Annotated in this window: 21 protein-coding genes and 1 tRNA gene; 8 read left to right on the top strand and 14 right to left on the bottom strand. The window is 74.9% G+C overall.

All coding sequences use genetic code 11. The features are described from left to right. Positions 1-3 precede the first annotated feature (3 nt). Both D0Z06_RS16885 and D0Z06_RS16880 read right to left on the bottom strand, forming a co-directional pair. The gene (locus tag D0Z06_RS16885; RefSeq protein ID WP_233517750.1) at positions 4-2,010 is read right to left on the bottom strand and encodes an acetyl/propionyl/methylcrotonyl-CoA carboxylase subunit alpha; all 2,007 of its coding nucleotides are present in this window, start codon (positions 2,008-2,010) and stop codon (positions 4-6) included. Continuing rightward, entirely contained in the window at positions 2,007-3,620 is a 1,614-nt protein-coding gene (locus D0Z06_RS16880; RefSeq protein WP_117378712.1) for a carboxyl transferase domain-containing protein, read from the bottom strand. The genes D0Z06_RS16885 and D0Z06_RS16880 overlap by 4 nt, the downstream gene beginning before the upstream one ends. Positions 3,621-3,689: 69 nt before the next feature. Between D0Z06_RS16880 and D0Z06_RS16875 the strand changes: the two genes are divergently transcribed. Then, positions 3,690-4,304, top strand: coding sequence for an SACE_7040 family transcriptional regulator (locus D0Z06_RS16875; RefSeq protein ID WP_199522375.1), 615 nt, complete (start codon positions 3,690-3,692; stop codon positions 4,302-4,304). A gap of 106 nt (positions 4,305-4,410) precedes the next feature. Here the strand turns inward: D0Z06_RS16875 and D0Z06_RS16870 are convergent, their stop codons facing one another. Together D0Z06_RS16870 and D0Z06_RS16865 are read right to left on the bottom strand one after the other, a co-directional pair. Then, positions 4,411-6,345: a hypothetical protein gene (locus D0Z06_RS16870; protein WP_117378711.1), complete on the bottom strand. Its 1,935-nt coding sequence runs from the start codon at positions 6,343-6,345 to the stop codon at positions 4,411-4,413. A gap of 138 nt (positions 6,346-6,483) precedes the next feature. After that, complete coding sequence (locus tag D0Z06_RS16865) at positions 6,484-7,698, bottom strand: hypothetical protein (protein ID WP_117378710.1); 1,215 nt, start codon at positions 7,696-7,698, stop codon at positions 6,484-6,486. Between the two features lie 149 nt (positions 7,699-7,847). Here D0Z06_RS16865 and orn point away from each other — a divergent pair, with 149 nt between their 5' ends. Next, positions 7,848-8,525, top strand: coding sequence for an oligoribonuclease (gene orn / locus D0Z06_RS16860; RefSeq protein WP_117378709.1), 678 nt, complete (start codon positions 7,848-7,850; stop codon positions 8,523-8,525). 49 nt (positions 8,526-8,574) lie between these two features. Continuing rightward, a tRNA-His gene (locus tag D0Z06_RS16855) sits at positions 8,575-8,650 on the top strand. Between the two features lie 944 nt (positions 8,651-9,594). On the opposite strand, the gene D0Z06_RS16850 is transcribed toward D0Z06_RS16855, so the two are convergent. Then, positions 9,595-10,503 carry a sensor histidine kinase gene (locus tag D0Z06_RS16850; protein WP_158580015.1) on the bottom strand — a complete coding sequence of 303 codons (909 nt, stop codon included), beginning with the start codon at positions 10,501-10,503 and terminating at the stop codon, positions 9,595-9,597. Positions 10,504-11,012: 509 nt separating this feature from the next. On the opposite strand from D0Z06_RS16850, the gene D0Z06_RS16845 reads away from it, so the two are divergent. Further along, the gene (locus D0Z06_RS16845) at positions 11,013-11,717 is read left to right on the top strand and encodes a GAF and ANTAR domain-containing protein (protein WP_199522374.1); all 705 of its coding nucleotides are present in this window, start codon (positions 11,013-11,015) and stop codon (positions 11,715-11,717) included. Between the two features lie 244 nt (positions 11,718-11,961). Here the strand turns inward: D0Z06_RS16845 and D0Z06_RS16840 are convergent, their stop codons facing one another. From D0Z06_RS16840 to D0Z06_RS16815, 7 genes are all read right to left on the bottom strand, one after another. After that, positions 11,962-12,318, bottom strand: a complete 357-nt coding sequence (locus D0Z06_RS16840) for an STAS domain-containing protein (protein WP_233517749.1) — start codon at positions 12,316-12,318, stop codon at positions 11,962-11,964. A gap of 229 nt (positions 12,319-12,547) precedes the next feature. Next, positions 12,548-12,700 carry a hypothetical protein gene (locus D0Z06_RS25450; RefSeq protein WP_233517748.1) on the bottom strand — a complete coding sequence of 51 codons (153 nt, stop codon included), beginning with the start codon at positions 12,698-12,700 and terminating at the stop codon, positions 12,548-12,550. Between the two features lie 76 nt (positions 12,701-12,776). Then, positions 12,777-13,436 carry a potassium channel family protein gene (locus D0Z06_RS16835; protein ID WP_117378705.1) on the bottom strand — a complete coding sequence of 220 codons (660 nt, stop codon included), beginning with the start codon at positions 13,434-13,436 and terminating at the stop codon, positions 12,777-12,779. Then, positions 13,429-14,799, bottom strand: coding sequence for a TrkH family potassium uptake protein (locus D0Z06_RS16830; RefSeq protein WP_117378704.1), 1,371 nt, complete (start codon positions 14,797-14,799; stop codon positions 13,429-13,431). The genes D0Z06_RS16835 and D0Z06_RS16830 overlap by 8 nt, the downstream gene beginning before the upstream one ends. Before the next feature lie 70 nt (positions 14,800-14,869). Continuing rightward, complete coding sequence (locus tag D0Z06_RS16825) at positions 14,870-15,061, bottom strand: hypothetical protein (RefSeq protein WP_117378703.1); 192 nt, start codon at positions 15,059-15,061, stop codon at positions 14,870-14,872. Next, entirely contained in the window at positions 15,058-15,732 is a 675-nt protein-coding gene (locus D0Z06_RS16820; RefSeq protein ID WP_117378702.1) for a response regulator, read from the bottom strand. Before D0Z06_RS16820 ends, D0Z06_RS16825 begins: the two co-directional genes overlap by 4 nt. Beyond that, positions 15,729-18,263 carry a sensor histidine kinase gene (locus tag D0Z06_RS16815; RefSeq protein WP_370453369.1) on the bottom strand — a complete coding sequence of 845 codons (2,535 nt, stop codon included), beginning with the start codon at positions 18,261-18,263 and terminating at the stop codon, positions 15,729-15,731. Before D0Z06_RS16815 ends, D0Z06_RS16820 begins: the two co-directional genes overlap by 4 nt. 268 nt (positions 18,264-18,531) lie before the next feature. Here D0Z06_RS16815 and kdpF point away from each other — a divergent pair, with 268 nt between their 5' ends. From kdpF to kdpC, 4 genes are read left to right on the top strand one after another with little or no spacing between them, the layout of a single operon-like run. After that, complete coding sequence (kdpF, locus tag D0Z06_RS16810) at positions 18,532-18,621, top strand: K(+)-transporting ATPase subunit F (RefSeq protein WP_117378700.1); 90 nt, start codon at positions 18,532-18,534, stop codon at positions 18,619-18,621. Then, positions 18,621-20,279 carry a potassium-transporting ATPase subunit KdpA gene (gene kdpA / locus D0Z06_RS16805; protein ID WP_117378699.1) on the top strand — a complete coding sequence of 553 codons (1,659 nt, stop codon included), beginning with the start codon at positions 18,621-18,623 and terminating at the stop codon, positions 20,277-20,279. The genes kdpF and kdpA overlap by 1 nt, the downstream gene beginning before the upstream one ends. Before the next feature lie 2 nt (positions 20,280-20,281). Continuing rightward, a complete protein-coding gene (gene kdpB / locus D0Z06_RS16800) occupies positions 20,282-22,324 on the top strand; it encodes a potassium-transporting ATPase subunit KdpB (RefSeq protein ID WP_233517747.1) in 2,043 nt (680 codons plus the stop codon). Beyond that, a complete protein-coding gene (kdpC, locus tag D0Z06_RS16795; protein ID WP_117378697.1) occupies positions 22,324-22,935 on the top strand; it encodes a potassium-transporting ATPase subunit KdpC in 612 nt (203 codons plus the stop codon). Before kdpB ends, kdpC begins: the two co-directional genes overlap by 1 nt. Positions 22,936-23,053: 118 nt before the next feature. Here kdpC and D0Z06_RS16790 read toward each other — a convergent pair whose 3' ends face one another. Both D0Z06_RS16790 and D0Z06_RS16785 read right to left on the bottom strand, forming a co-directional pair. Further along, entirely contained in the window at positions 23,054-23,383 is a 330-nt protein-coding gene (locus tag D0Z06_RS16790) for a hypothetical protein (RefSeq protein WP_117378696.1), read from the bottom strand. Positions 23,384-23,830: 447 nt separating this feature from the next. Next, positions 23,831-24,184 carry a hypothetical protein gene (locus tag D0Z06_RS16785; RefSeq protein ID WP_117378695.1) on the bottom strand — a complete coding sequence of 118 codons (354 nt, stop codon included), beginning with the start codon at positions 24,182-24,184 and terminating at the stop codon, positions 23,831-23,833. Positions 24,185-24,199 lie beyond the last annotated feature (15 nt).

The following is a 24,199-nucleotide window of genomic DNA, read 5'->3' as shown; positions in this document are numbered from 1 at the left end:
TCGTCACTTCCCCTCGTCGGCGGCCGGTGGGGTCACCACGGCCACCCGCTCGTCGAGCCGGACCTGGTGGCCGGCCGTCACGCCGAGCTCGGTGACCGTCCCCGCGACGGGGGCGGTCAGCACGTGCTCCATCTTCATCGCCTCCACGACCAGCAGCGGGGTCCCCGCCTCGACCTGGTCGCCCACCGCCGCCCGGACGACGGTCACCGTCCCGGGCATCGGCGCCGTGACGACGCCGTCGCCCCCGGCCCCCTCGACCGCCGAGTGCAGCCGCTCGTGCTCGCGGAACGCGGCGACCCGCCCGTCGGCGGCCAGCCACACCTCGCCCCCGGCGTGGACGACGGCGTACCGCCGGGTGACCCCGTCGAGGGTGACCCGCAGCCCGTCCCCGTCGCGCACCGCGGCGGCCGCCCGGGGCGCGCCGTCCCCCACGCGGACCTGCGCGTCGCCCGCCAGGCCGCGCACCCGGACGGGGACCGGGTCGCCGCCGGCGGCCTGCAGCCGCCGCAGCGCCCAGGCCGGCTCGCCCAGCCGCCAGCCGTCGGGCACGTCCCACCGGTCGACGACCGGGCCGGCCGGCTCGCCCTCCAGCTGCAGCGCCAGCGCCGCGGCGGCGAACTCGGCCTCCCCCGGCGGCTCGGCGGCGGTCAGCGCCTCGCCGCGCCGCTCGATCAGCCCGGTGTCCAGCCGCCCGGCGACCACGTCGGGGTCGGTGAGCAGCGCCCGGAGGAAAACGGCGTTGGTCGGCACGCCCAGGACGGCGGTGTGCCCGAGCGCGCCGACCAGCCGGGCGCGCGCGGTCTCCCGGTCGGGGCCGTGCGCGATGACCTTGGCCAGCATCGGGTCGTAGTCGGTGCCGACGACCGAGCCGACGGCCAGCGAGGTGTCCAGGCGGACGCCGGGGCCGGCGGGGTCGACCAGGCCGAGCACGGTGCCGGTCTGCGGGAGGAACCCGCGGGCGGGGTCCTCGGCGTAGAGCCGGGCCTCGATCGCGTGCCCGTCGAGGACGACGTCGTCCTGCCCGAACGGCAGCGGCTCGCCGGCCGCGACCCGCACCTGCAGCTCGACCAGGTCCAGGCCGGTCACCATCTCGGTGACCGGGTGCTCGACCTGCAGCCGGGTGTTCATCTCCAGGAAGAAGAAGTCACCCGGGGAGTCCGCGTCGACGATGAACTCCACGGTGCCGGCGCCGGTGTAGCCGACGGCGCGGGCGGCCTCGACGGCGGCGGCGCCCATCCGCGCGCGCTGCGCATCGTCGAGCAGCGGGGACGGCGCCTCCTCGATCACCTTCTGGTGCCGGCGCTGCAGGCTGCACTCCCGCTCGCCGAGGTGGACGACGCCGCCGTGGGCGTCGCCGAGCACCTGCACCTCGATGTGCCGGGCCGAGCCGATGTAGCGCTCGACGAGCAGCGTGTCGTCGCCGAAGGAGCCGCGGGCCTCGCGGCGGGCTGCGGCGATCGCGTCGGCGAGCTCGGCCTGCGACCGCACCACCCGCATGCCCTTGCCGCCGCCGCCCGCGCTCGGCTTGAGCAGCACCGGGAACCCGGCCTCGACGGCGGCGGCGGCCACGGTGTCGTCGTCCATGCCGGGCTCGGTCCGACCCGGGACGACGGGCACCCCGGCGGCCATCACGGTCCGCTTGGCCCGGATCTTGTCCCCCATCGCCTCGATCGCGGCGACCGGCGGGCCGATGAAGACGATGCCGGCCTTCTCGCAGGCCCGGGCGAACTCGACGTTCTCCGACAGGAAGCCGTAGCCGGGGTGCACCGCCTGGGCGCCGGTGCGGGCGGCGGCGTCGAGCACGCGCTCGACCGACAGGTAGCTCTGCGCGGCCGGCGCCGGGCCGATCGGCACGGCCACGTCGGCCACGCGGGTGTGCAGCGCACCGGCGTCGGCCGCGCTGTGCACGGCGACCGAGCGGATGCCCATGCGGCGCAGCGTCCGGATGACCCGGACGGCGATCTCGCCGCGGTTGGCGACCAGGACGGTGTCGAACACGGTCTGCCTCACATCCGGAAGACGCCGTAGCCGAGCTCGCCCAGCGGCGCGTTGGCGCACGCCGAGAGGGCCAGCCCGAGCACGGTGCGGGTCTGGGCGGGGTCGATGACGCCGTCGTCCCACAGGCGGGCGGTGGCGTGGTACGGGTGGCCCTGCTCCTCGTACTGCGCGCGGATCGGGGCCTTGAAGGCTTCCTCCTCCTCGGCCGGCCACTGCTCGCCGCGGGCCTCGATCCCGTCGCGGCGGACCTGGGCGAGCACGCTGGCGGCCTGCTCGCCGCCCATCACCGAAATGCGCGCGTTGGGCCAGGTGAACAGGAACCGGGGCGAGTAGGCCCGGCCGCACATCGAGTAGTTGCCCGCACCGAACGAGCCACCGATCACCACGGTCAGCTTGGGTACCCGGGCGCAGGCCACCGCCGTCACCATCTTGGCGCCGTGCTTGGCGATGCCGCCGGCCTCGTAGTCGCGGCCCACCATGAACCCGGAGATGTTCTGCAGGAACAGCAGCGGGGTGCTGCGGCGGTCGCAGAGCTCGATGAAGTGGGCGCCCTTGAGCGCCGACTCCCCGAACAGCACCCCGTTGTTGGCGATGATGCCGACCGGGTGGCCGTGCAGCCGGGCGAAGCCGGTGACCAGCGTCTGCCCGTAGAGGGGCTTGAACTCGGCGAACCGGGAACCGTCGACCAGCCGGGCGATGACCTCGCGCACGTCGTAGGGGGTGCGCGGGTCCGGCGGCACCACCTCGTAGAGCGACTCCGACGGGAACAGCGGGTCCTCGGCCGGCTCGACGTCCCACGGCCGGGGCGCGCGCGGGCCCAGGGTCCCGACGATCTGGCGGACCAGCTGCAGGGCGTGCGCGTCGTCCTCGGCCAGGTGGTCGGTGACCCCGCTGACCCGGCTGTGCAGGTCGCCGCCGCCGAGCTCCTCGGCGGTGACCTCCTCGCCGGTGGCCGCCTTCACCAGCGGCGGGCCGCCGAGGAAGATCGTGCCCTGCTCGCGGACGATGACCGCCTCGTCGCTCATCGCCGGCACGTACGCCCCGCCGGCGGTGCACGACCCCAGGACGGCGGCGATCTGCGGGATGCCCGCCTCCGACATCGTGGCCTGGTTGTAGAAGATCCGGCCGAAGTGCTCGCGGTCGGGGAACACCTCCTCCTGCAGGGGCAGGAACGCCCCGCCGGAGTCGACGAGGTAGACGCAGGGCAGCCGGTTGTGCAGCGCCACCTCCTGGGCGCGCAGGTGCTTCTTCACCGTCATCGGGTAGTAGGTGCCGCCCTTGACGGTGGCGTCGTTGGCGACCACCACGCACTCCCGGCCGGCGACCCGGCCGACGCCGGTGATGATCCCCGCGGCCGGGGCCTCCCCGCCGTAGAGGCCGTGCGCGGCCAGCGGCGAGAGCTCGAGGAAGGGGCTGCCGGGGTCCAGCAGCGCGTCGACCCGCTCCCGCGGCAGCAGCTTGCCGCGCTCGGTGTGCCGCGTCCGGGCCCGCTCGCCGCCGCCCTCGGCGACGCGGCGCAGCTGCTCGGAGAGGTCGGCCACGAGGGCGGTGTGGGCCGCGGCGTTGCGGGCGGCGGCCTCGGCGTCCGCGGGTGCGGGGAGGGCCAGGGCGGGAGCGTCCACGTCGCCGATGTTAACCACGGTTCACCGTGGTGGCCAGCATCGCGTGAGGAACGGTTAACATCTGCGGCCGTGGGCGACGCAGGCACCGACACCGCGCTGGCGGTCGACGCCGCGCGCCCCTCGCGGCGGGAGCAGATCCTGCGCGCGGCGGCCCGGCTCTTCGCCGAGCGCGGGGCCCGCGCGGTCGGGGTCGACGACGTCGGCGCGGCCGTGGGCGTGACCGGCCCCGCCATCTACCGGCACTTCGCGAGCAAGGACGCGATGCTCGCCGAGATGCTGCTGCGGATCAGCGAGCGGCTGCTGGCCGGCGGGGCCGAGCGGGTCGCCGCGGCCGGCGCGGACCCGGCCGAGCAGCTGCGCTCGCTGATCGCCTTCCAGGTCGACTTCGCCGTCGACAACCCGGCGCTCATCACGGTGCACGACCGGGACCTGGGCTCGCTGACCCCCGACGACTCGGCCCGGGTGCGGCGGCTGCAGCGCCGCTACGTCGAGGTGTGGGTGGCGGTGCTGGCCCGGCTGCACCCCGGGGAGGACGCCGCGGCCTGCCGCGCCCGCGCGCACGCCCTCTTCGGGCTGGTCAACTCCACGCCGCACACCGCCGGGCGGCTGCCGCGGGAGGCGCTGGGCGCGCTGCTGACCGCGATGGCGGAGTCCGCCGCGACCGCGCCGTCCCCCCGCCCCTGATCACGCCCCGGGGCTCCCACGGCGTCCGCGGCCCCCGAGGAAGAGGAAGCTCTGCCCGCGTCACGGGCCCGTGGACGTGGGAAGAGCTTCCTGTGCCCCGGGAGGGTCAGGCCCCGGGGTCGGGCATGGGCAGCACCAGGCTCGTGCCGGCCACCACGTCGAGGTCGGCGGTGCTGCCGGCCCGCGCGGGGTCCACCCAGGAGGTCTCCACGATCGTCACCGTGGCGCCGGAGACCGCCGAGGCGTACTCGGCCCTCGACAGCGCCTCCGGCCCGCCCTCGTAGCGGACGCCCTCGCGCAGCAGGTCGCTGACGTTGCCGGTCCCGCTCTGGTCGGTGAGCGCGCGCAGCGCCCGGGCGGACGCCGCGTCGCCCATGTCGACGGCGGAGACCGAGACGACGACCGGCCGGCCGCCGACCTCGGTGGACCACAGGGCCCGCGCCAGCCCGGCACAGTCGCTGCTCGCGAAGAACTCCGCCACCGCCCCGTAGGAGTTGCCGACGCAGGTGTCGGCGACCTGGACCTCGCGGGTGACGAGGGTCAGCCCGTCGACCACCTCGCGGTCCCCGGGCCGCGGGCCGGTGTCGACGACCGGCTCGGGCGCCCCGGTGGCCGCCGAGGTGGTGGTGCCGCCGCGCGCCGCGGCGACGTCGTCGTCCCCACCGGAGAGCAGGAGCGCTCCCCCGGCGCCGAGGACGGCCACCAGCGCCAGGGCCGCGGCGAGCAGCACCGCCGTGCGCCGGGCCGGGCGCGGCCGGCGGCCGACCAGCGCCCCGCCGTGGTGCGCGGGGGGCGCGGACGCCACCGGCGACCCGACGCCGGGCGGCGCGGGCTCGACGGGCACCGGCTCGAACGGCACCGGCCCGACGGGAGCGGGCGGCGGGACGTCGTCCTGGTCGGTGTCGCGCTCGCCGCCGGCGAACAGACCCCCGATGCCACCGGTCTCCTCGGGGGTCACCCCCACGGTCGGTCCGACGAGGGTGTCGCGGGCGGCCGGCGCCGGCGGGAGCACGGGCGCCGGGGTGACCGGTGCCGCGGCGGCGCGCGCGGCGGCCTCCTCGTCGGCCCGGATCGCGGCGGCCGCGACCGCTGCAGCGGCGGCCGGGTCGACCAGCGGGCGGCCGGCGGGCGCCGGCCAGGCCGGGCCGGGCTGCTGCGGCAGCGGGGAGTGCGGCTGCTGCGGGGTCCCCCACCCGGCCGGCGCCGGGCGGGCCGGGGTCCAGGCGCCCGGGGACGGCACGGGCGCCACCGGCGGGGCGACCGCGACGGCGGGGGGCACCGGCGGGGCGACCGCGACGGCGGGGGGCACCGCGCCGCCGGGGTCCTCGCCGGGGGCCGCCGGACGGCTGGCCGCCATCGCGGCCGGGGCCAGCAGGTCGGGGGTGCGCAGCACGTAGGGCGAGTACGGGAAGCCCTCGCCGTTGAGCTCCTGCACCGTCGGCACGCGGCCGGCCAGGCCCAGGGCCTCCAGCGCGGCGCGGACGTCGGCGGTGGTCCACAGCCGGGGGTTGTCCACACCGGCGTACCGGCCCGACCGGGCGATGCCGAGCAGCAGGGAGCGGGGGTCGAGCAGCGCGACCTGGTCCCCCTCGCCGAGGTCGCCGTCGGCGGGGTGCAGTCCGGTGATCTCGCCGACGAGCACGGTCAGCCGCGCGATCCGGCCCGGCTCGAGCCCGGCCCGGCGGAGCCGGACGGCGGCGTCCATCCCGGCGCGCATCAGCCCGTCCAGCGGGGTCGACCCGCCACCGGAGAGCTGCAGGACGTCACCGGGACCTGCTCCGGCACCGATCGTCCAGGCGCCGTCGGGCAGGGCGGTGACCACGCCCCGCTGGCGCACCACCTCCACGACCCGGACGACGGCGACGCCCTCCGGCACGAACAGCACCGCGTCCGACAGCCGCCGTTCCATGGGGCCGTCGACCACCGGGATGGAGGCCACGACGGCGCCGCGGACGGCCCCTCCGGTGTCCCAGCGGGCGAGCTCCGCGAACAGCGCGCGCTCCCCCGCCGTCTGCAGCGGCGCAGGGGTCAGGGCCAGCACGTCGTCCTCCGGGTGGGTCTAGGGGGCGGGCGGCACGGGCCTGGCCGGTGCGGCGGGACCGCGGTGGGCCGAGCGGGCCGCGACGGTCGGCGGAGTCGGGCCCGACGTTACGTCATGTGACGGCGCGGGTGCGGACCCTCAGCGGGTCGGCGCGCCCTCGGGCGTCACGCCGGCCGGGGTACCGCGGCCGGGCTCCACCGGGCGGGCCCACGCCGCGAGCCAGGAGCTGCCCGCGACCGCGTCGACGACGGCCCACAGCGCGGCGAAGGCCACGCCGGTGCCGAGGACCGCCGGCCGGCCCCAGTCCCACGGCGGCAGCAGGCCGAGGGCCGACTGCACCGCACCGGCGCCGTAGACCGCGGCGGCGACGAGCGGGCCGGCCAGCCAGCCCGGCGTCCGCAGGGTGACCGCGGTGTCCACGCCGAGAGCGCCGACGAGCAGCACCAGCGGCAGCACGGACGGCGGGAAGTCCAGGCCGACCAGGCCCAGCCACATGAGGCCGCGGTAGCCGAGGTAGGCGGCGGCCAGGGTCGTCGCCGTCCAGCGCAGCCCGACCACGCGCCGGGCCACCACCAGGGAGAGCACGCCCGCGCAGAGCAGCCAGGCGGGGTGCACCCAGTCGGGCACCGGCAGCATGAAGGTCGTCGGGGTCTGCCCCTGGGCGACGGCGAAGTCCAGCAGCTGCGGCTCGGCCGTCGTCCGGCCGGCCTCGTAGGCCTGCAGCGACAGGACGCCGTACTCCTGGTGCTGGTTCGGGAAGAGCACGTTCTCGACGAAGAACAGCCACAGCCCGGCGTGCACCAGGTCGCGCAGCCGCCCGGGCGCGGCGTAGAGCCACCAGCCGCGGATCGCGCCGGCGAGCATGATCGCCGTCCCGAGGTAGAGGAGGGCGTGGCTGGGGCTCCAGCTGGTGATGTCCAGGCCGTTGATGCGGTGGTTGACGATGTCGACCGGGACGGCGACGAGGAAGGTGGCGGTGCCCCACTGCATGAGCCGCAGCGCCCGGCGGTCGACCCCCAGCCCGGTGTGGCTGTGCACGACGACGAGGGCGACCACGACGGCGGTACCGGCGGTGTTCAGCAGGTGCGGCGGGGCCAGGTCGTCGCGCAGCCAGCGGAAGTGCCACGACACGTCCCAGGACGACCCGAGCATCTTGAGCAGGAAGGCACCCAGCCACGCGGTGTAGAGCCAGCGCAGCTCCTCCGGGGTGGTCGGCCGGCCGGGCCGCCCGGGCGCCCCGTAGGCGGCCCGGGCCCAGCGCACCGCCGCCCCCGGCCGGCGCAGCGCGGCGGTCAGCGACCCGGGCGCCGGGGGCGCCGCGCGGTCGGTCGCGTCGGGGGCGGCAGCGGGCACGGCGGGACTCCTGGTCTCGGGGTCGGTCCGCGGGAGCCTAGCGGCGGGTCCGCCCCGATCACGGGTCCCGAGTGGCACGCGCGCGCCGCGTGCGGTACGTGGTGCACCGGCGGGGCGGCCGGGGCTGCAGGGACGTAGGGTCCTCCCCCGTGGCGGACAGCGCAGGGCACCTGGTCTGGATCGACTGCGAGATGACCGGGCTGGACCTCTCCCGGGACAAGCTGATCGAGGTGGCGGTGCTCGTCACCGACTCGGAGCTCACCGTCCTCGACCCCGGCCTGGACCTGGTGATCTCCGCCGACGACGCCGACCTCGACGGCATGGCCGACGTCGTCACCGAGATGCACGCCAAGTCCGGGCTGACCGACGCGGTACGGGCCTCGACCCTCACCGTGGCCGAGGCCGAGCAGCAGCTGCTGGCCTACGTGCGGCGGTTCGTGCCCGAGCGGCGGACCGCCCCGCTGTGCGGCAACTCGATCGGCACCGACCGCGGCTTCCTGGCCCGGGACATGCCGGAGCTCGACGACCACCTGCACTACCGGATGATCGACGTCTCCTCGATCAAGGAGCTGGCCCGGCGGTGGTTCCCCCGGGTGTACTTCGCCCAGCCGTCGAAGGGGCTGGCGCACCGGGCGCTGACCGACATCATCGAGTCGGTGCGCGAGCTGGCCTACTACCGGCAGACCCTGTTCGCCGACGGGCCGGGGCCGTCGAGCGCCGACGCGCAGGCCGCCGCCGAGCGGGTGACCGGCTCGTTCGCCGAGCTGCTCGCCGCGGGGGACGCAGGCGCGGGCGCCACCGCACCCCCGGTCGCGTCGGAGGGCTGACCCGCCCGGTATCGTCGTACCGTTGCCGCCACCCCGGTGGGGGCGCACGGTGGGTGTAGCTCAGCTGGTAGAGCACCAGGTTGTGATCCTGGGTGTCGCGGGTTCGAGCCCCGTCACTCACCCCACGGGAGAGGCCCTGGCCGGTTCGCCGACCAGGGCCTCTCCCGTTCCCCGGCCCGCGCTGAGGGGCACGATCACGCCCGCTGCCCCCTCGTTGGGGGGCACTTCGGGGGCGGTGGCGGGACGACCGCGCAGCGGCTCGCGCTGCGCACCGTGCGGCCGGTCAACCGACCGACGGCCGCACGGAGCCCACCCACCACGTCCCTCAAGCCGCCCAGCACGTGGATCGAGAAGCGGGGCCGCCAGCACCGTTGCCAGGAGGTCGGTTCAGGCGGCGTCGACACAGGCCCTGCCACGCCCGCCGCCGTCCCCGCCGCGGTGCCGGCCCGGATCCGGCGGACCGCGCCCCCCGACAGCCCGGCACGGCGACCGACCTCCGGTCCGACAGCCGCCGGGCGTCCGGCAGCAGTTGCCGCGCGGTGCCACGCCGAGACTCGGGTTGCTCCGCCGACAGGTACCGCCGGCCGTCCGCGGGTCCACTCCGCAGGTCGACGCGATCCTCCGGTCCGACCAGTCCGGGGCGGGGGCGAGCAACCGCAGCCCCGCCGTCCGGCGCTGCGCCCGGACATCGGCAGGCCGTGGTTGGCGTTCGTGCGGACCGCCCGCTCCACCGCGGACGCATCGTCGCAGCGCACCCGCTGACCCGCACCGTGGCCCGGCCCAGCGCGCGGGCGGCGTCCACGCGCATGAAGCCGTCGAGCAGACGGAGCCGGCCGCCGTGGACGAGGACGAGCACCGGCGGGGTGTCGTCGAGGACCTCGGCGAGGGCCGCGAGATGAGCGGGATCGGCCGGCCGGGAGCCGGGCCCCAGGTCGAGCTCGTCGATCCCGACCGTGTCGTCCTCCGACGTGCGGTGCGTCGTCATGCCGAGGACGGTGCGCAGGTTCCTCACCCGCGCAGTCGCCGACGACGATGGCCGGTTCCGCGGTCAGCTCCGTTGCCGAGTCGGTCAGGACGTGGTCGAGCGCACCCGCATGTCCTCGCTGGTCGGGGGGACGCGCGGGACGCTGGTGCTGCTGACGCCGGGAGCGCTGTGCCGGCCGGGCAGTGCGGCGGCGGGCGGGAGTCGGTCGACTTCCTGCCCGATCGGCCGGTGCCCTCCCATCGGGACGGCGGTGATGCGGTGCACCGCCGGCAGGTGGAGGGTGAAGCGTGCGCCTCCGGCCGGGCTATCGTCCACGGAGAGGGTGCCGCCCAGCCGGTGGACCCAGCGGGAGGCCAGCGCCAGGCCGAGGCCCGCGCCGGCCGAGTGCGGGCCGCGCGCGAAGCATTCGAGGACGCGGTCGCGGTCGGCGTGGGGCACCCCCGGTCCGGCGTCGTCGACCTGGATGAGGACGGCCGCCTCACCGGGTCGGACGTGGACGGCCACGCAGCCGCCGCCGTGGGTGTCGGCGTTGGTCAGCAGGTTGCCCAGCACGCGCGCGAGGCGGCGCCGGTCGGCGCGGACGAGCAGCGCATGCGCACCGGGCGCGGTGCGGAGCAGCTCGGTGGCGCGCTGCTCGCCGACCTGCCGGTCCAGCGCAGCGCGGACGACGGCCTGCACTGGCAGCGTCTCCACGACCGGGTCGCGGCCGTCGGCCTCCTCGCGGGCCAGGTCGAGCAGCTCGGTGAGCAGTTGCGCGAAGGAGGCGGTTTCCTCGGCGAGCAGGTCCAGCGCCTGCTGGCCGGTGGGCGGGAGGTGCGCGCGGTAGGTGACCAGCACGTGCACGGCGGCGAGCGTCGGGGTCAGGCGGTTCCGCAGCTCGTGGCTGACCTCGCCGAGCAGCGATGCCTGGCCGGCGATGTCGTCGGGGTCGAGGGCCGCGCCGGGCGGAGGCATCGACGAGCAGGCGTGCTGGGAGGAGGCAGGGGCGACCATCGCGCACTCCGTGGTGTCGGAGGTCGGCCCGCTGTTGGAGCCGGTGTGTCGTGGCCGCGACATCGGGCGCCGACGCCGCGCCGGTACCCACGGCGAGCGCTCCTACTCCCGATCGGTTGAGGGCGTGTGACAGCAGCCGGCCTGCGGGGGCACCGGGTCACCGCGCCTGCGGTGCGACGCCGCAGCCGGCCGCTGCCTGGTGCTCTGCTGCGACTGCCACCTCGACATCGGGCTGAGCGCCCCGTCCCACGTGGTGAGCGCCTGCACGGACCAGGATTCGTCGCCTGCTCGACCGGGATCGGACCCCGATGCCCCAGCCCCCGGGGGGGCGACGGCAGTTCTCGCCGTCCGCGTTCGCCCGGGCACGTCGCGGGTACCGAGCCCGGGCCGCACCGTCAGCGGCGGCGGCAGACCGACGGTGCTTCCGTCGGGCACGGGGGGGTAGTGGGCCGATCGACCGATCCCCGTTTCCACGCCTTCGAAGTGGGGACCGACCCGAGGAGGATCTCGTGGCCGAGGACCGCACCTTCGACGAGCGGCTGGCATCCATCGCGCGGGATCTGCTCAACGAGCCGGACACCCAGCACACCCTGCAGCGCGTCGTAGATGCGGCCGCCGAGAACCTGGACGGCACCGTGTGGGCCAGCGTGTCGCTGGTCACGCAGCGCCGCGAGATCGAGACCCCGGTCGTCACCGACGACCGGGCCGGCCACGCCGACCGGTTGCAGTACGAGCTGGCGGAGGGGCCGTGCCTGGACTCGATCTGGGAACAGGAGACCTTCCAGATCGAGGACATGACCACCGAGGAGCGCTACCCGCGGTGGGCGCGTGCGGTGGCCGAGCGGACCGGCATCCGCAGCAGCCTGTCGCTGCAGCTGTACACCGACGAGGAGCACAACAGCCTCGGCGCGCTGAACCTGTACTCGCCGGTCCCCGGGGCCTTCGATGCGGAGACCCGAGGAGAGGGGCTGGCCTTCGCCGCGCAGGCCGCCGTGGCGCTGCGCAGCGCGCAGAGCGAGCAGCACCTGCGCACGGCGATGGCCACTCGCACGCTGATCGGCCAAGCGCAGGGCATCCTGATGGAGCGGCTGAAGATCACCCCCGATCAAGCCTTCGCGGTGCTCAGCCGGCTGTCGCAGCACACCAACGTCAAGCTGCGGGAGGTGGCGCGGCGGCTGGTGGAGACCGGCGAGATCCCCGACGGGCGAAAGTGAGATGCCGGGGCGACCCGGCGGCCACGTTCTCGGACCGCCGGGTCTGGGTCGTGCGGGACCCCGGGATCCCGCACGACCGTGCACGAACACCTACCCGCCCCTCCGCCGGCGGACACGACAGCCGGTTGCTGCCGCTACCCACCGGTCCCGGATGCCTGCGTCCGGGACGCCGAGCACCCCCGGTCGACGGGGAGGTGGCGGGGGCCGGCCAGGGTCAAAGGGGCCGGCCCCCGCGGATGTGCGGCTAGGCCGAGCGCCGGTCGGCGGTGGACGGCGCGCCGTCGCCGGCCGCCAGCAGGTGTCCGTCCAGGCGCAGGCGAGCCAGCTCGGCCTGCAGCGACGGGCGCGCGCCGACCAGCGCGAGCCGGCGACCGTGCCGCAGCGCCCACCGGTAGGCACCTCCGATCACGCGCACACCGGCCCGGTCGCAGCCGGTGAGCCCGGCCACGTCGAGCACCCACGCAGCGCCATCGGTCTGCAGCAGCGCGGAGACGGCGTCCTGCACCAGGTGAGCGGTGCGACGGCCGAGTTGGCCGATCACCTCGACACGCCCGCCGACGAGATCGATCCGCACGGCGAACGGGGAACGGTCACCCGCCACGGAGCGGCAGGCCATCGGACGCACTGCTTGCAGTAGCGCATGGACGGCCGGTGCTTCGACCTGGCACGACGGTACGAGACCGGCGCGTACCCGACACCTGCAGGAGCGGACCCCCGCTGCGCGCGACGGCGTCCGGGCGGCCGCGCCGAGGTTCCCCGGCTCCTTCGGCGGCCGCGCCGTCGCACGCTTCGACGGGGCGGCAGTCCCACCGTCCGACGCCGGTGGCGTGTCAGATGCCGAGGTGGACCCACCGGTCGAGCTGCTCGTCGGAGAGGATCCCGGCCGCCGCGAGACCGGCGGACTGCCGGGTGGTCATGAGGTCGGGGAGCATCGCCCCGATGGCCAGGACGTCGTCCCAGGTGAACCACACGCCGCGCACCATCCCGCTGCGCTGGTGCGGAACCCCGGTGCTCGGTGACCCACCGCAGCTGCGCGATCACCGGTCATCGGGAGAGAAGTCACTGCAGCTCGACGAACCTCTCCACATCGTGGGGGCGGCCGGCGATCAGGATCACGCTGCCGTACGTGAGCACGGTGTCGTAGTCGGCGTGCGTGTAGGTCGCCTGGTTCTCCGCCTTGACCGAGACGACGGTGATGCGGTGCTTCGTGCGCAGCCCGGTCTCGCCGAGCGGCACGCCGACGATCTCCCGCGGCGGTTTGGTCTTGGCGAGCACCCACTGCGGGTCCAGCTCCACCCAGTCCAGCAGCCGGCCGGCGACGAGGTGGGCGATCCGCTCGCCCATGTCCTGCTCGGGGAAGACGACGTGGTGGGCTCCGATCCGCTCGAGGATGGTCGCCTGCTGCCGGCTGATCGCCTTCGCCCAGATGTCGCGGATGCCCAGCTCGGCCAGCAGCGCGGTGGTGAGGATGCTGGCCTCCAGGTCGTTGCCGATCGCGACGACGACGCGGCTGAAGTCGGCGATGCCGATCTCGGTGAGCGCCTCCGGATCGGTGGAGTCCGCGATGACGACGTGGCCGAGCTGCCCGGACAGGCGCTGGACGATGTCGGGCCGGGCATCGACGGCGAGCACCTCGGTGCCGCCGCGCGTGAGCTCGAGCGCCAACGCGGTGCCGAACCGGCCGAGGCCGATGACGGCGACGGGTTCCTTACTAGCCAACGATCGTCCTCTCCTCGGGGAGCTGGTGGCGGCGGGCGCGCTCGCGCAGTGCCAGTCCGGACGCCAGGGTCAGCGGACCGATGCGGCCGCTGTACATGAGCAGCACGAGCAGCACCTGCCCGGCTGCCGGGACGTCGGCGGTGATGCCGGTGGACAGGCCGACGGTGGCGAACGCGGAGACGACCTCGAACAGCACCTGGTCGAAGGTGAAGTCGCTCAGCGCTGCCATCAGGAAGGTGGCGACGGCGACCACGCCGATGCCGAGCAGGGCGACGGCCAGCGCCTGGCGCTGGTTGGTGGCCGGCACGCGGCGGCGGCCGACCTCGACGTCGGGGTCGCCGCGCATCTCTGCCCACAGCACGTAGGCCAGCAGGCCGAAGGTGGTGACCTTGATGCCACCGGCGGTGCCGGCGCTGCCGCCGCCGATGAACATGAGGGCGTCGGTGAGCAGCAGCGTCTCGGGCTGGTAGGCGGCGATGTCGAGGTTGTTGAACCCGGCGGTGCGGGGCATCACCGCGGCGGTGAACGCGGCCAGCACCTTGGTGCCGGCGCTGAGCGGACCGAGGGTGCCGGGGTTGCGGCTCTCCGCGATCAGGAACACCACCGTGCCGACGACGAGCAACGCCACGGTGACGATGACGGTGATCCGGGTCAGCACCGACCAGGCCTTCGGCGTCCGCCACTCGCGGGCCAGCTCGAACACCACCGGGAACCCCAGCCCCCCGACGATGACGGCGGCGCAGATGGTCAGGCTGATCCACGGATCGGCGACGTAGCCCATGAGGTTGTCGGCGTCGAGCCCGAATCCTGCGTTGTTGAACGACGAGATGGCGTGGAACACCCCGAAGTAGGCCGCCGACGGCAGCGAGTGCTCGTAGCCGGTGGCGAACCGCACCCCGAGCACGACGGCGACCACGGCCTCGGTCGCGAGGCTGAAGACCACGACCCGGCGGACGACCCGGCGGACGTCGGCCGCGGACAGCGCCTTGGTCTCCGCCTGCGCGATCAGCCGGGCCCGCAGCCCCAGGCGACGGGACAGCACGAGCGCGACCAGGGTCGCCAGCGTCATGATCCCCAGCCCGCCGGCCTGGATGCACAGCAGGATCACGGCCTGCCCGAAGCCGGACCAGTAGGTGCCCGTGTCCACGGTGACGAGCCCGGTGACGCAGACGGCCGAGGTCGCGTGGAACAGCGCGGTGAGGACATCGGCGCGGCCGGGACCAGCGGTGGCGACGGGCAGCGACAGCAGGGCGGTGCCGACCGCGATCGCCCCCGCGAAGGCGCCGGCGATGATCCGGCCGGGGTGGCGGAAGCCGCCGGACGGCGCTGAGCGGCCGGCACCGCGACGGAGGGCCTCGGTCACCCGAACCCCTCCTGACCGGGACGCGGGCCGGGGCGCGCTGCCGGTCCGCGGTCAGGGCGGTCGTACCCGCTCACAGCCCCACCCTGCCGAGGACGATCACGACGGCCCCGCCCGCCGCCAGCAGCCACGGCGTCCGGCTCCGCGGGCGCATGCTCGGCCGCGGCCGCCGCAGCAGGAGGGCGGCGGCGTGCATGGCGACGACGCCCGGTACGAGCAGCACGAGGGAGGCGACCTGGCCGACCTTCCCGAGGACCCCGGTCATGGCGTGAACCGGTAGCCCATGCCGGGCTCGGTCCGCAGGTACCGGGGGTTGGCCGGGTCGGGCTCCAGCTTGCGGCGCAGCTGCGCCATGTAGACCCGCAGGTAGTTGGTCTCCTTCTCGTACGCCGGCCCCCAGACCGCCTGGAGCAGGTGCCGCTGGCCGACCAACCGGCCGGGGGCGCGCACCAGCTCCGAGAACAGCCCCCACTCGGTGGGGGTCAGCCGCACCACCCCGCCGTCGACCCTGACCTGCTGGGCGGCCAGGTCGACGGTGAAGTGCTCGGTGCGCACGACCGGCTCCTCCGGTTCCGGCGTCCCGCGGCGCTGCAGCGCCCGCAGCCGGGCGAGCAGCTCGCCCATGTCGAACGGCTTGGTCACGTAGTCGTCGGCGCCGGCGTCGAGCGCGTCGACCTTGTCGCGGCTGTCGCTGCGCGCGGACAGGACGAGGACCGGACCGGGGAACCACGGGCGCAGGCCGGCGAGCACCTCGGTGCCGTCCAGGTCGGGGAGCCCCAGGTCGAGGACGACGACGTCCGGGTGGTTCTCGGCGGCGGCGCGCAGGGCGGAGCGGCCGTCCTCCGCGGTGACGACGTCGTGCCCGGCGGCCCGCAGGGTGATCCGCAGCGCCCGGAGCAGTTGTCGGTCGTCGTCGACCGCGAGCACCCGGCTCACGGCACCTTCGCCGGGACCGTCGACGGCGGGGCGGTGGCAGGGACCGGCGCCGCCGATAGGCTCACGACCACCGTCAGCCCGCTGCCCGGGGTGTCCTCGGCGCTGACGGTCCCGCCCATCGCCTCGGTCAGGCCGCGGGCCACCGCCAGCCCCAGGCCGACCCCCTGGCCGGCGGGCGAGTCCCCGAGCCGCTGGAACGGTGCGAACAGCCGCTCCCGATCGCCCGGCCCCACTCCGGGACCGTGGTCGACGACGCGCACCTCGACGTGCTCGTCGAGCATCCCGGCGGCGACGGTGACCGGTCCGGACGGCGCGTGGCGGACGGCGTTGCCCACGAGGTTGGCCAGCACGCGCTCGAGCAGGCCGGGATCGGCGAGCGCGGGCGGCAGTTCCTCGGGCCAGTCCAGCTCCACCCGCCCGAGGTCGGGCTCCTCCACCCAGGACAGCGCGCGGTGGACGGCGGTGGGCACGTCGGTCGGCGCGAGCGTGGGGGTGACCGCCCCGGCCTGCAGGCGGCTCATGTCCAGCAGGTTGTCCACCAGCGCGGTGAGCCGGTCGGCCGACTCGTCGACGGTCGCGACCAGTTCCGCGCGGTCGGCCTCGGTGAGGTCCAGGTCGTGCGAGCGCAGCGCCGAGGAGGCCGCCTTGATGCCGGCCAGCGGGGTGCGCAGGTCGTGGCTGACCGCGGCGAGCAGGGCGGTGCGCATGCGGTTGGCGGCGGCGAGCCGGTCGGCCTCGGCGGCCTGCGCGGCCAGGCGGTGCCGCTGCAGCGCGACGGCGGCCTGCTCGGCGAAGGCCACCAGCACCCGCCGGTCGCTGGCGGGCAGGGTGCGCCCGGCCAGCCGGAGCGCGAGGGTGTCGGTGATCGCGACGGTCTCGATCTCCGCGTCATCGGCCGGCGGCCGGCCGCAGCTGCCCACCTCGGTCTCGCCGCCGTCGGTGCGCTCGACCATCGTCACCGAGCCGAGCCCGAAGGCTTCGCGGATCTGCTCGAGCAGGCTGGGCAACGCGCGATCCCCGGCGAGCACCGACCGGGCCAGTGAGGCGAGCATCGCCGTCTCCGCCCGGGACCGGGCGGCTGCCGTGGCCCGGCGGGCGGACCGGTCGACCACCGTGGCCACGGCGACCGCGACGATCACCCCACCGATGAGCGCCACGACGTCGTCGACCCGGCTCACCGTCAAGCGCCCGGTGGGCTCGGTGAAGAACCAGTTCGCGGCCAGTCCACCGAGGACCGCGGCCACGAGCGCCGGCCACAGCCCGCCGACCAGGGCGACGGCGAGCACCAGCAGCAGGAACGCCAGCAGCACGATCGACAGCGAGACCGCCGGGCCGGCGGCCAGGCACGCTGCGGTCACCGCGGGCACCCCCACCACGGCGAGGGCCAGGCCGAGCCACCGTCGCCGCGGGGTGAGCGCGCCGGTGAGCGGGGGCAGCCGCCAGCCGCGGGACCCGGCCGCGGCGTGGGTGACCATGTGCACGTCGATCTCACCGGAATCGGCGATGACCTGGGATCCGATGCCCTCGCGGATGGCGCGCGACGAGCGCGAGCGGCGACTGGTGCCCAGCACGAGCTGGGTCGCGTCGACGCTGCGGGCGAACTCGAGCAGGGCCCGGGGCACGTCGTCGCCGACGACCTCGTGGTAGGTGCCCCCGAGGCTCTCGACGAGCTCCCGCTGGGCGCGCAGCGCGGTGGGCGAGGCGCCGGTGAGCCCGTCGGAGGCGAGGACGTGGAGGGCGAGCAGGTCACCGCCGGCGCGCTGGGCCACCCGGCACGCCCGCCGGACCAGGGTCTCCCCTTCCGTTCCTCCGGTCAGCGCGACGACGACCCGCTCGCGGGTCTCCCAGACGTGGTCGATGTGGTGCTCGGCCTTGTACCGCCGCAGCCCCTCGTCGACCCGGTCGGCCAGCCACAGCAGGGCCAGCTCGCGCAGCGCGGTGAGGTTGCCGACGCGGAAGTAGTTGCCGAGGGCCGCGTCGACCCGCTCGAGCGGGTAGACGTTGCCGTGCGCCATCCGGCGGCGCAGCGCCTCGGGGGTCATGTCGACCAGTTCGATCTGGTCGGCGCGGCGGACGACGGCGTCGGGGACCGTCTCCTGCTGGGTGATGCCGGTGATCTGCTCGACGACGTCGTTGAGGCTCTCCAGGTGCTGGATGTTGACCGTCGTCAGCACGTGGATGCCGGCGTCGAGGATCTCCTCGACGTCCTGCCAGCGCTTGGGGTTCTTCGAGCCGGGGGCGTTGGTGTGGGCCAGCTCGTCGACGACCACGACCTCCGGGTGCCGGCGGAGCACGGCGTCGACGTCGAGCTCGGTCAGCGTCACCCCGCGGTGGGTGACCTGCGTGCGCGGCAGGACCTCCAGGCCCTCGAGCTGCTCGGCGGTGCGCGCCCGGCCGTGGGTCTCGACGAGCCCGACCACGACGTCGGTGCCGCGGGACAGCCGCCGGTGCGCCTCCCCCAGCATGTCGAACGTCTTCCCGACACCGGGGGCGGCGCCCAGGTAGATGCGCAGGGTCCCGCGGGCAGCCACGGGACCCATGATCGCCCCGGACCGGACGTCGAGGGCCGGCTGCCCGCGTCAAGGTCGCGTCAAGAAGGCCGGGCGGCCCGTCAGCGATGCGTCAAGGCCCCGGGGAAGGCCCCCACCAGCGGCCTAGCGTCGCCCCGCGGCGTGGACGACGACGGGTCGTCCGCCGGGACCGATCGCAGGTGAGCGGCGTGGCCGACGTGGTGTTCGTGGTGCTGACCCTGGTGGTGTTCGGGCTGCTGGCGCTGGCCGTGCGCGGGGTGGAGCGGCTGTGAGCGTCTTCGACGTGGTGGGGCTGGTGGTGGCCGCCGCGCTGGTTCTGTACCTGCTGGCGTCGCTGCTGTTCCCGGAGCGGTTCTGATGAGCGCCGCCGCCGCGGGGTGGCTGCAGTTCGGCGTGCTCGTGGCCGCCCTCGCCGTGGTCCACCGGCCGCTGGGCGACCACATGGCGCAGGTGTTCACGACTCCGCGGCACTGGCGGGTGGAGCGGCTGGTCCACCGGACTGTCGGGGTGGACGCCGACACCGAGCAGCGCTGGCCGACCTACCTGCGCAGCGTGCTGGCCTTCTCGCTCGTCGGCGTGCTGCTGCTCTACGCCCTGCAGCGCGTGCAGCAGTGGCTGCCCCTGGACAACGGCCGGGCCGCGGTCGAGCCGGGCTCGGCCTGGAACACGGCGGTCAGCTTCGTGACCAACACCAACTGGCAGGGCTACAGCGGCGAGTCGACGATGGGCCACCTGGTGCAGATGGCCGGCCTGGCGGTGCAGAACTTCCTCTCCGCCGCGGTCGGCATCGCGGTGGCGATCGCGGTCATCCGGGGCTTCGCCCGCACGAAGACCGACCGGCTGGGCAACTTCTGGGTCGACCTGACCCGCGCCGTCACCCGCCTGCTGCTGCCCCTGTCCGTCGTCGGCGCGCTGGTCATGGTGCTGGGCGGCGTGGTGCAGAACCTCGGCTCGGGCACCGGCGCGAGCACCCTGGCCGGCGCGACCCAGTTCGTGCCCGGCGGCCCGGTCGCCTCGCAGGAGGCGATCAAGGAGCTGGGCACCAACGGCGGTGGGTTCTACAACGCCAACGCCGCCCACCCCTTCGAGGGCCCGACCGCGTGGGTGTCGCTGTTCCAGGTCTTCCTGTTGCTGCTCATCCCGCTCGCGCTCCCCCGCACGTTCGGCCGCATGGTCGGCGACCGGCGGCAGGGTTGGGCGATCCTCGGCGTGATGGCGGGCCTGGCCTCGGCCTCGATCGGGCTGGTCACGTGGTTCGAGGCCCGGGCCGGCGGAACGGCGACGCAGCTGGCCGGCGCGGCGATGGAGGGCAAGGAGGTGCGCTTCGGCGAACCGCTGTCCGCGCTGTACGCCGCCGCCACCACGCTGACCTCGACCGGGTCCGTGAACTCCATGCACGACAGCTACACCGCCCTCGGCGGCGGCACAGTACTGGCAAACATGATGCTCGGTGAGGTCGCGCCCGGCGGGGTCGGCTCCGGCCTGTACGGGATGCTCGTGCTCGCCGTCGTCGCCGTCTTCGTCGCCGGCCTCATGGTGGGCCGCACTCCGGAGTACCTCGGCAAGCGGCTCGGACGCCGCGAGATGACCCTCGCCTCGCTGTACATCCTCACCACCCCGGCGCTCGTGCTGATCGGCGCCGCGGTGGCGATGGCGTTGCCGGCCGGCCGCGACTCGCTGCTCAACACCGGGCCGCACGGGCTGTCCGAGGCGCTGTACGCCTTCGCCTCCGCCGGCAACAACAACGGCTCGGCGTTCGCCGGCCTGTCGGCGAACACGCCCTTCTACAACACCGCCCTCGGGCTGGCGATGGTGATCGGCCGGTACCTGCCGATCGTGCTCGTCCTCGCCCTCGCCGGCCGGCTGGCCGCCCAGGGGCGCACCGCGGTCACCGCCGGCACCTTCCCCACCCACCGGCCGCTGTTCGTCGGGCTGCTGTCCGCCGTCGTCCTCGTCGTCGTCGGCCTCACCTACTTCCCGGCCCTGTCGTTGGGCCCGCTCGCCGAAGGACTGTGACCGTGACCGCCGTTGCGGAACACCGCCCCGCACCCGCCCGCTCCCTGCTGAGCGCCGATCAGGTCGGCCCGGCGCTCGCCGGCGCCGTCCGCAAGCTCGACCCACGGACCCTGCTGCGGCAGCCGGTCATCTTCGTGGTGTGGGTCGGCTCGGTGTTCTCCACCGTGCTCGCCGTGGCCGACCCGACCCTCTTCGGCTGGCTGATCGCCGGCTGGCTGTGGCTCACCGTGCTGTTCGCCAACCTCGCCGAGGCCATCGCCGAGGGCCGCGGCAAGGCGCAGGCGGCAACCCTGCGCCGGGCGCGCACGACGACCGTCGCGCACCTGCTCGACGGCCGCGAGGTGCCGGCCGCCGGTCTGCAGCCCGGCGACACCGTCGTGGTCGCCGCCGGGCAGACCATCCCCGGCGACGGCGACGTCATCGAGGGCATCGCCAGCGTCGACGAGTCCGCCATCACCGGGGAGTCCGCACCGGTGATCCGCGAGTCCGGCGGCGACCGCTCGGCGGTCACCGGCGGCACCACGGTGCTGTCGGACCGCATCGTCGTGACGATCACCAGCAAGCCCGGCGAGACCTTCGTCGACCGGATGATCGCCCTCGTCGAGGGCGCCGCCCGGCAGAAGACCCCGAACGAGATCGCGCTGAACATCCTGCTGTCCTCGCTGACCATCGTCTTCCTGCTCGCCGTCGTCACCCTGCAACCGCTGGCGACCTACTCCGGCGCCGAGCAGCCGCTCGCGGTGCTCATCGCGCTGGTCGTCTGCCTCATCCCGACCACCATCGGCTCGCTGCTCTCGGCCATCGGCATCGCTGGCATGGACCGCCTCGTACAGCGCAACGTCCTCGCGATGAGCGGCCGCGCCGTCGAGGCGGCCGGCGACGTCGGCACCCTGCTGCTGGACAAGACCGGCACCATCACCCTCGGCAACCGCGAGGCCGTGGAGTTCCTGCCGGTCGGCGGGACCGGTGAGAAGGAGATGGCCGACGCCGCCCAGCTCGCCTCGCTCGCCGACCAGACCCCCGAGGGCCGCAGCGTGGTCGTGCTCGCCAAGAACGAGTTCGGCCTGCGCGCCCGCTCGGATCTGCCCGGCGCCCGGTTCGTGCCGTTCACCGCGCAGACCCGGATGAGCGGTGTCGACCTGCCCGACGGCCGGCAGCTGCGCAAGGGCGCGGCCGGTGCGATCACCGGCTGGGTCCGCTCGCTCGGCGGATCTGTCCCGTCGGAGGTCAGTCGCACGGTGGACGCGATCTCCGGCTCCGGGGGCACGCCGCTGGCACTGGCCTGCGCCGACGGGGACTCGGCCCGGGTGCTCGGCGTCATCCACCTCAAGGACGTCGTCAAGACCGGCATGCGGGAACGCTTCGACGAGCTGCGCCGCATGGGCATCCGCACCGTCATGATCACCGGCGACAACGAGCGCACCGCCCGCGCCATCGCCGCCGAGGCCGGGGTGGACGACGTCCTGGCCGAGGCCACGCCGGAGGACAAGCTGGCGCTGATCCGCCGCGAACAGGACGGCGGCCGGCTGGTCGCCATGACCGGCGACGGCACCAACGACGCCCCGGCGCTGGCCCAGGCGGACGTCGGGGTGGCGATGAACACCGGCACCACAGCGGCGAAGGAGGCCGGCAACATGGTCGACCTCGACTCCAACCCGACGAAGCTCATCGAGATCATCGCCATCGGCAAGCAGCTGCTGATCACCCGCGGCTCGCTCACCACGTTCTCGATCGCCAACGACCTGGCGAAGTACTTCGCAATCCTCCCGGCCATGTTCGCCGGCGCGTTCCCGGCGCTGGACGCGCTCAACGTGATGCGGCTGTCCTCGCCGGAGTCGGCCATCCTCTCCGCGGTCATCTTCAACGCGCTGATCATCGTGGCGCTGGTCCCGCTCGCGCTGCGCGGCGTCCGCTACACGCCGGCGTCGGCCTCGGCGATGCTGCGCCGCAACTTGCTCATCTACGGCGTCGGCGGGGTGGTTCTGCCGTTCGTCGGCATCAAGCTCATCGACCTGCTCGTCAGCCTGCTCCCCGGGATCGCCTGATGTCTGCCCCGCTCCTGCTCTCCGGCCGCCAACTGGGCGCGGCCGTGCGGGCCCTGCTCATCGCCACCGTCGTCCTCGGCGTGGCCTACCCGCTGCTGATCACCGGCGCGGCGCAGCTGATCGCCCCGGGGCGGGCCGACGGCTCGCTCGTCGAGGTCGACGGGCAGGTGGCCGGCTCCTCGCTTATCGGGCAGGCGTTCACCGACGCCGACGGTGCACCGCTGCCCCAGTACTTCCAGCCCCGTCCGTCGGCCTCCGGCTACGACGGCGCGGCGTCCGGCGGCTCCAACCTCGGCCCGAACTCAGCCGAGCTGGCCGACCTGATCGTCCAACGCCGGGCCGAGGTCGCGCAGTTCAACGGAGTGGACCCGGCCGACGTGCCGGCCGACGCGGTCACCGCCTCGGCGTCCGGCCTCGACCCGCACATCTCCCCCGAGTACGCCGAGATCCAGATCGACCGGGTGGCCGCCGCCCGTGACCTGCCGGCCAGCGAGATGGCCGCCCTCGTGGCGGAGTACTCCTCCGGCCGGGACGCCGGGTTCATCGGCGCGCCGCACGTCAACGTCGTCGAGCTGAACCTGGCGCTGGACCGGCTGTCCAGAGCCCGCTGAACCAGATCGGGCTCACCGCTGACCCCGGTCCGTCACACCGACCGGGTCAGCGGTGCCGCGTCACCGTCTCGGCTCCGGGGGTCCGCCATCGGCTGCGTCCGCCGGTGGTGCTCCTCGATCAGCGCAGACCGATGCTGGCCCACCTGTCGAGCACGTCGCTGGTGAGCGGCTCCGGTGCGTCCGGCGCCGCGGAGTGCGCGTCGGCGGCCGCGGCTCGCTTGGCCTGACGCGGCGTCATGAGCTCAGGCAGCATCGCACCGATCGCCAGGATGTCGGCCCAGGTGAACCACACGCCGCGCTGCTGCACGCCGTCGGGGTTGCCGCTGCGTTGGTGCGGGATGCACCTGGCGGTGACCCACCGCTTCAGCCAGGTCTCCTCGATGTTCAGGATCCGCGCCACCTCGGCCCGCTTGTAGCAGCGGACGGCGGCGACCTGCTCGTTGTTCACCCTCCGACCCGTCCGGCGGCCGGCCCCCGGGGGCAATCCCCGCCGGGTTCTCCTGCCCTGTCGGCGTCGGGACGGGCCAGCTCCGGGTCCACAGCCGGTCGCTGCAGGCACCCAGGAGCACATCAAGCCCGCGCAAGGTCCAGTTCGCGCTGGTCGGCGCCGAGCACATGATCTTCACCGGCGGCTGCGACTCGCCCGCACCGTCCTGCGCCTGATCCCGATGGACCTCTGCTCGGACCCGGCCTGCCACCGCAACGAGGCCCACGGCGTGGTGGCGCACCACATCACGGCCATTCTCCGAGCCGAGCTGGCCGACGAGCCCGACGCCGCATACCTCTTGAGCCCGGCGGCGCCAGGTCTCGGGAACGTGGACTACCGAGTCCGGTGCTACCGACGTGAACCGTCGCTCCACGGTGATCACCTGACCGTCCCCCGGCACGGCAGGCTTCAGCGCATCATCGCGACGACGCCGCAGAGCACGGCCAGGACTGCGGCTAGCGCAGCGGCACCGAACCGCTCGACCGGGTGCCTGCCCGCGAGGTTGCCCACGGTGTTGAGGGCGAAGAAGCCGGCCAGCACCCACGCGCCGCCCTCGAGGGCCGATGCTGGCACCGGCCCTCGATCCACGACCCCGCCGGTCGCCAGGACCAGCCAGGCTGCGCCGGCGAGGAGGACGGCCGCGGCGGCGCTGCCCCACCGGTAGCGGATCGGCAACCTGCCGTCGTCCTGCACCACCCGGCCGCCGTAGGCGACGGCGCCCCACGGCGCTCCGGCGGCCAGGGTGATCTGGAATGCCACCACCAGGCCGATCAGGCA

Source organism: Geodermatophilus marinus (assembly GCF_003428645.1).
In the GTDB taxonomy this organism is placed as follows: Bacteria; Actinomycetota; Actinomycetes; order Mycobacteriales; family Geodermatophilaceae; genus Geodermatophilus.
The sequence above is the reverse complement of the archived record's forward strand: the minus strand, read 5'-3'. Positions and strand labels throughout refer to the sequence as shown.

What these genes read in the sequence shown, in the direction of transcription:
- D0Z06_RS16850 (WP_158580015.1), bottom strand. Translation starts at nt 10,503, where the DNA reads ATGGTCGCCCCTGCCTCCTCCCAGCACGCCTGCTCGTCGATGCCTCCG.
- D0Z06_RS25450 (WP_233517748.1), bottom strand. Translation starts at nt 12,700, where the DNA reads ATGGTGCGCGGCGTGTGGTTCACCTGGGACGACGTCCTGGCCATCGGG.
- D0Z06_RS16825 (WP_117378703.1), bottom strand. Translation starts at nt 15,061, where the DNA reads ATGACCGGGGTCCTCGGGAAGGTCGGCCAGGTCGCCTCCCTCGTGCTG.
- kdpA (WP_117378699.1), top strand. Translation starts at nt 18,621, where the DNA reads ATGAGCGCCGCCGCCGCGGGGTGGCTGCAGTTCGGCGTGCTCGTGGCC.
- kdpC (WP_117378697.1), top strand. Translation starts at nt 22,324, where the DNA reads ATGTCTGCCCCGCTCCTGCTCTCCGGCCGCCAACTGGGCGCGGCCGTG.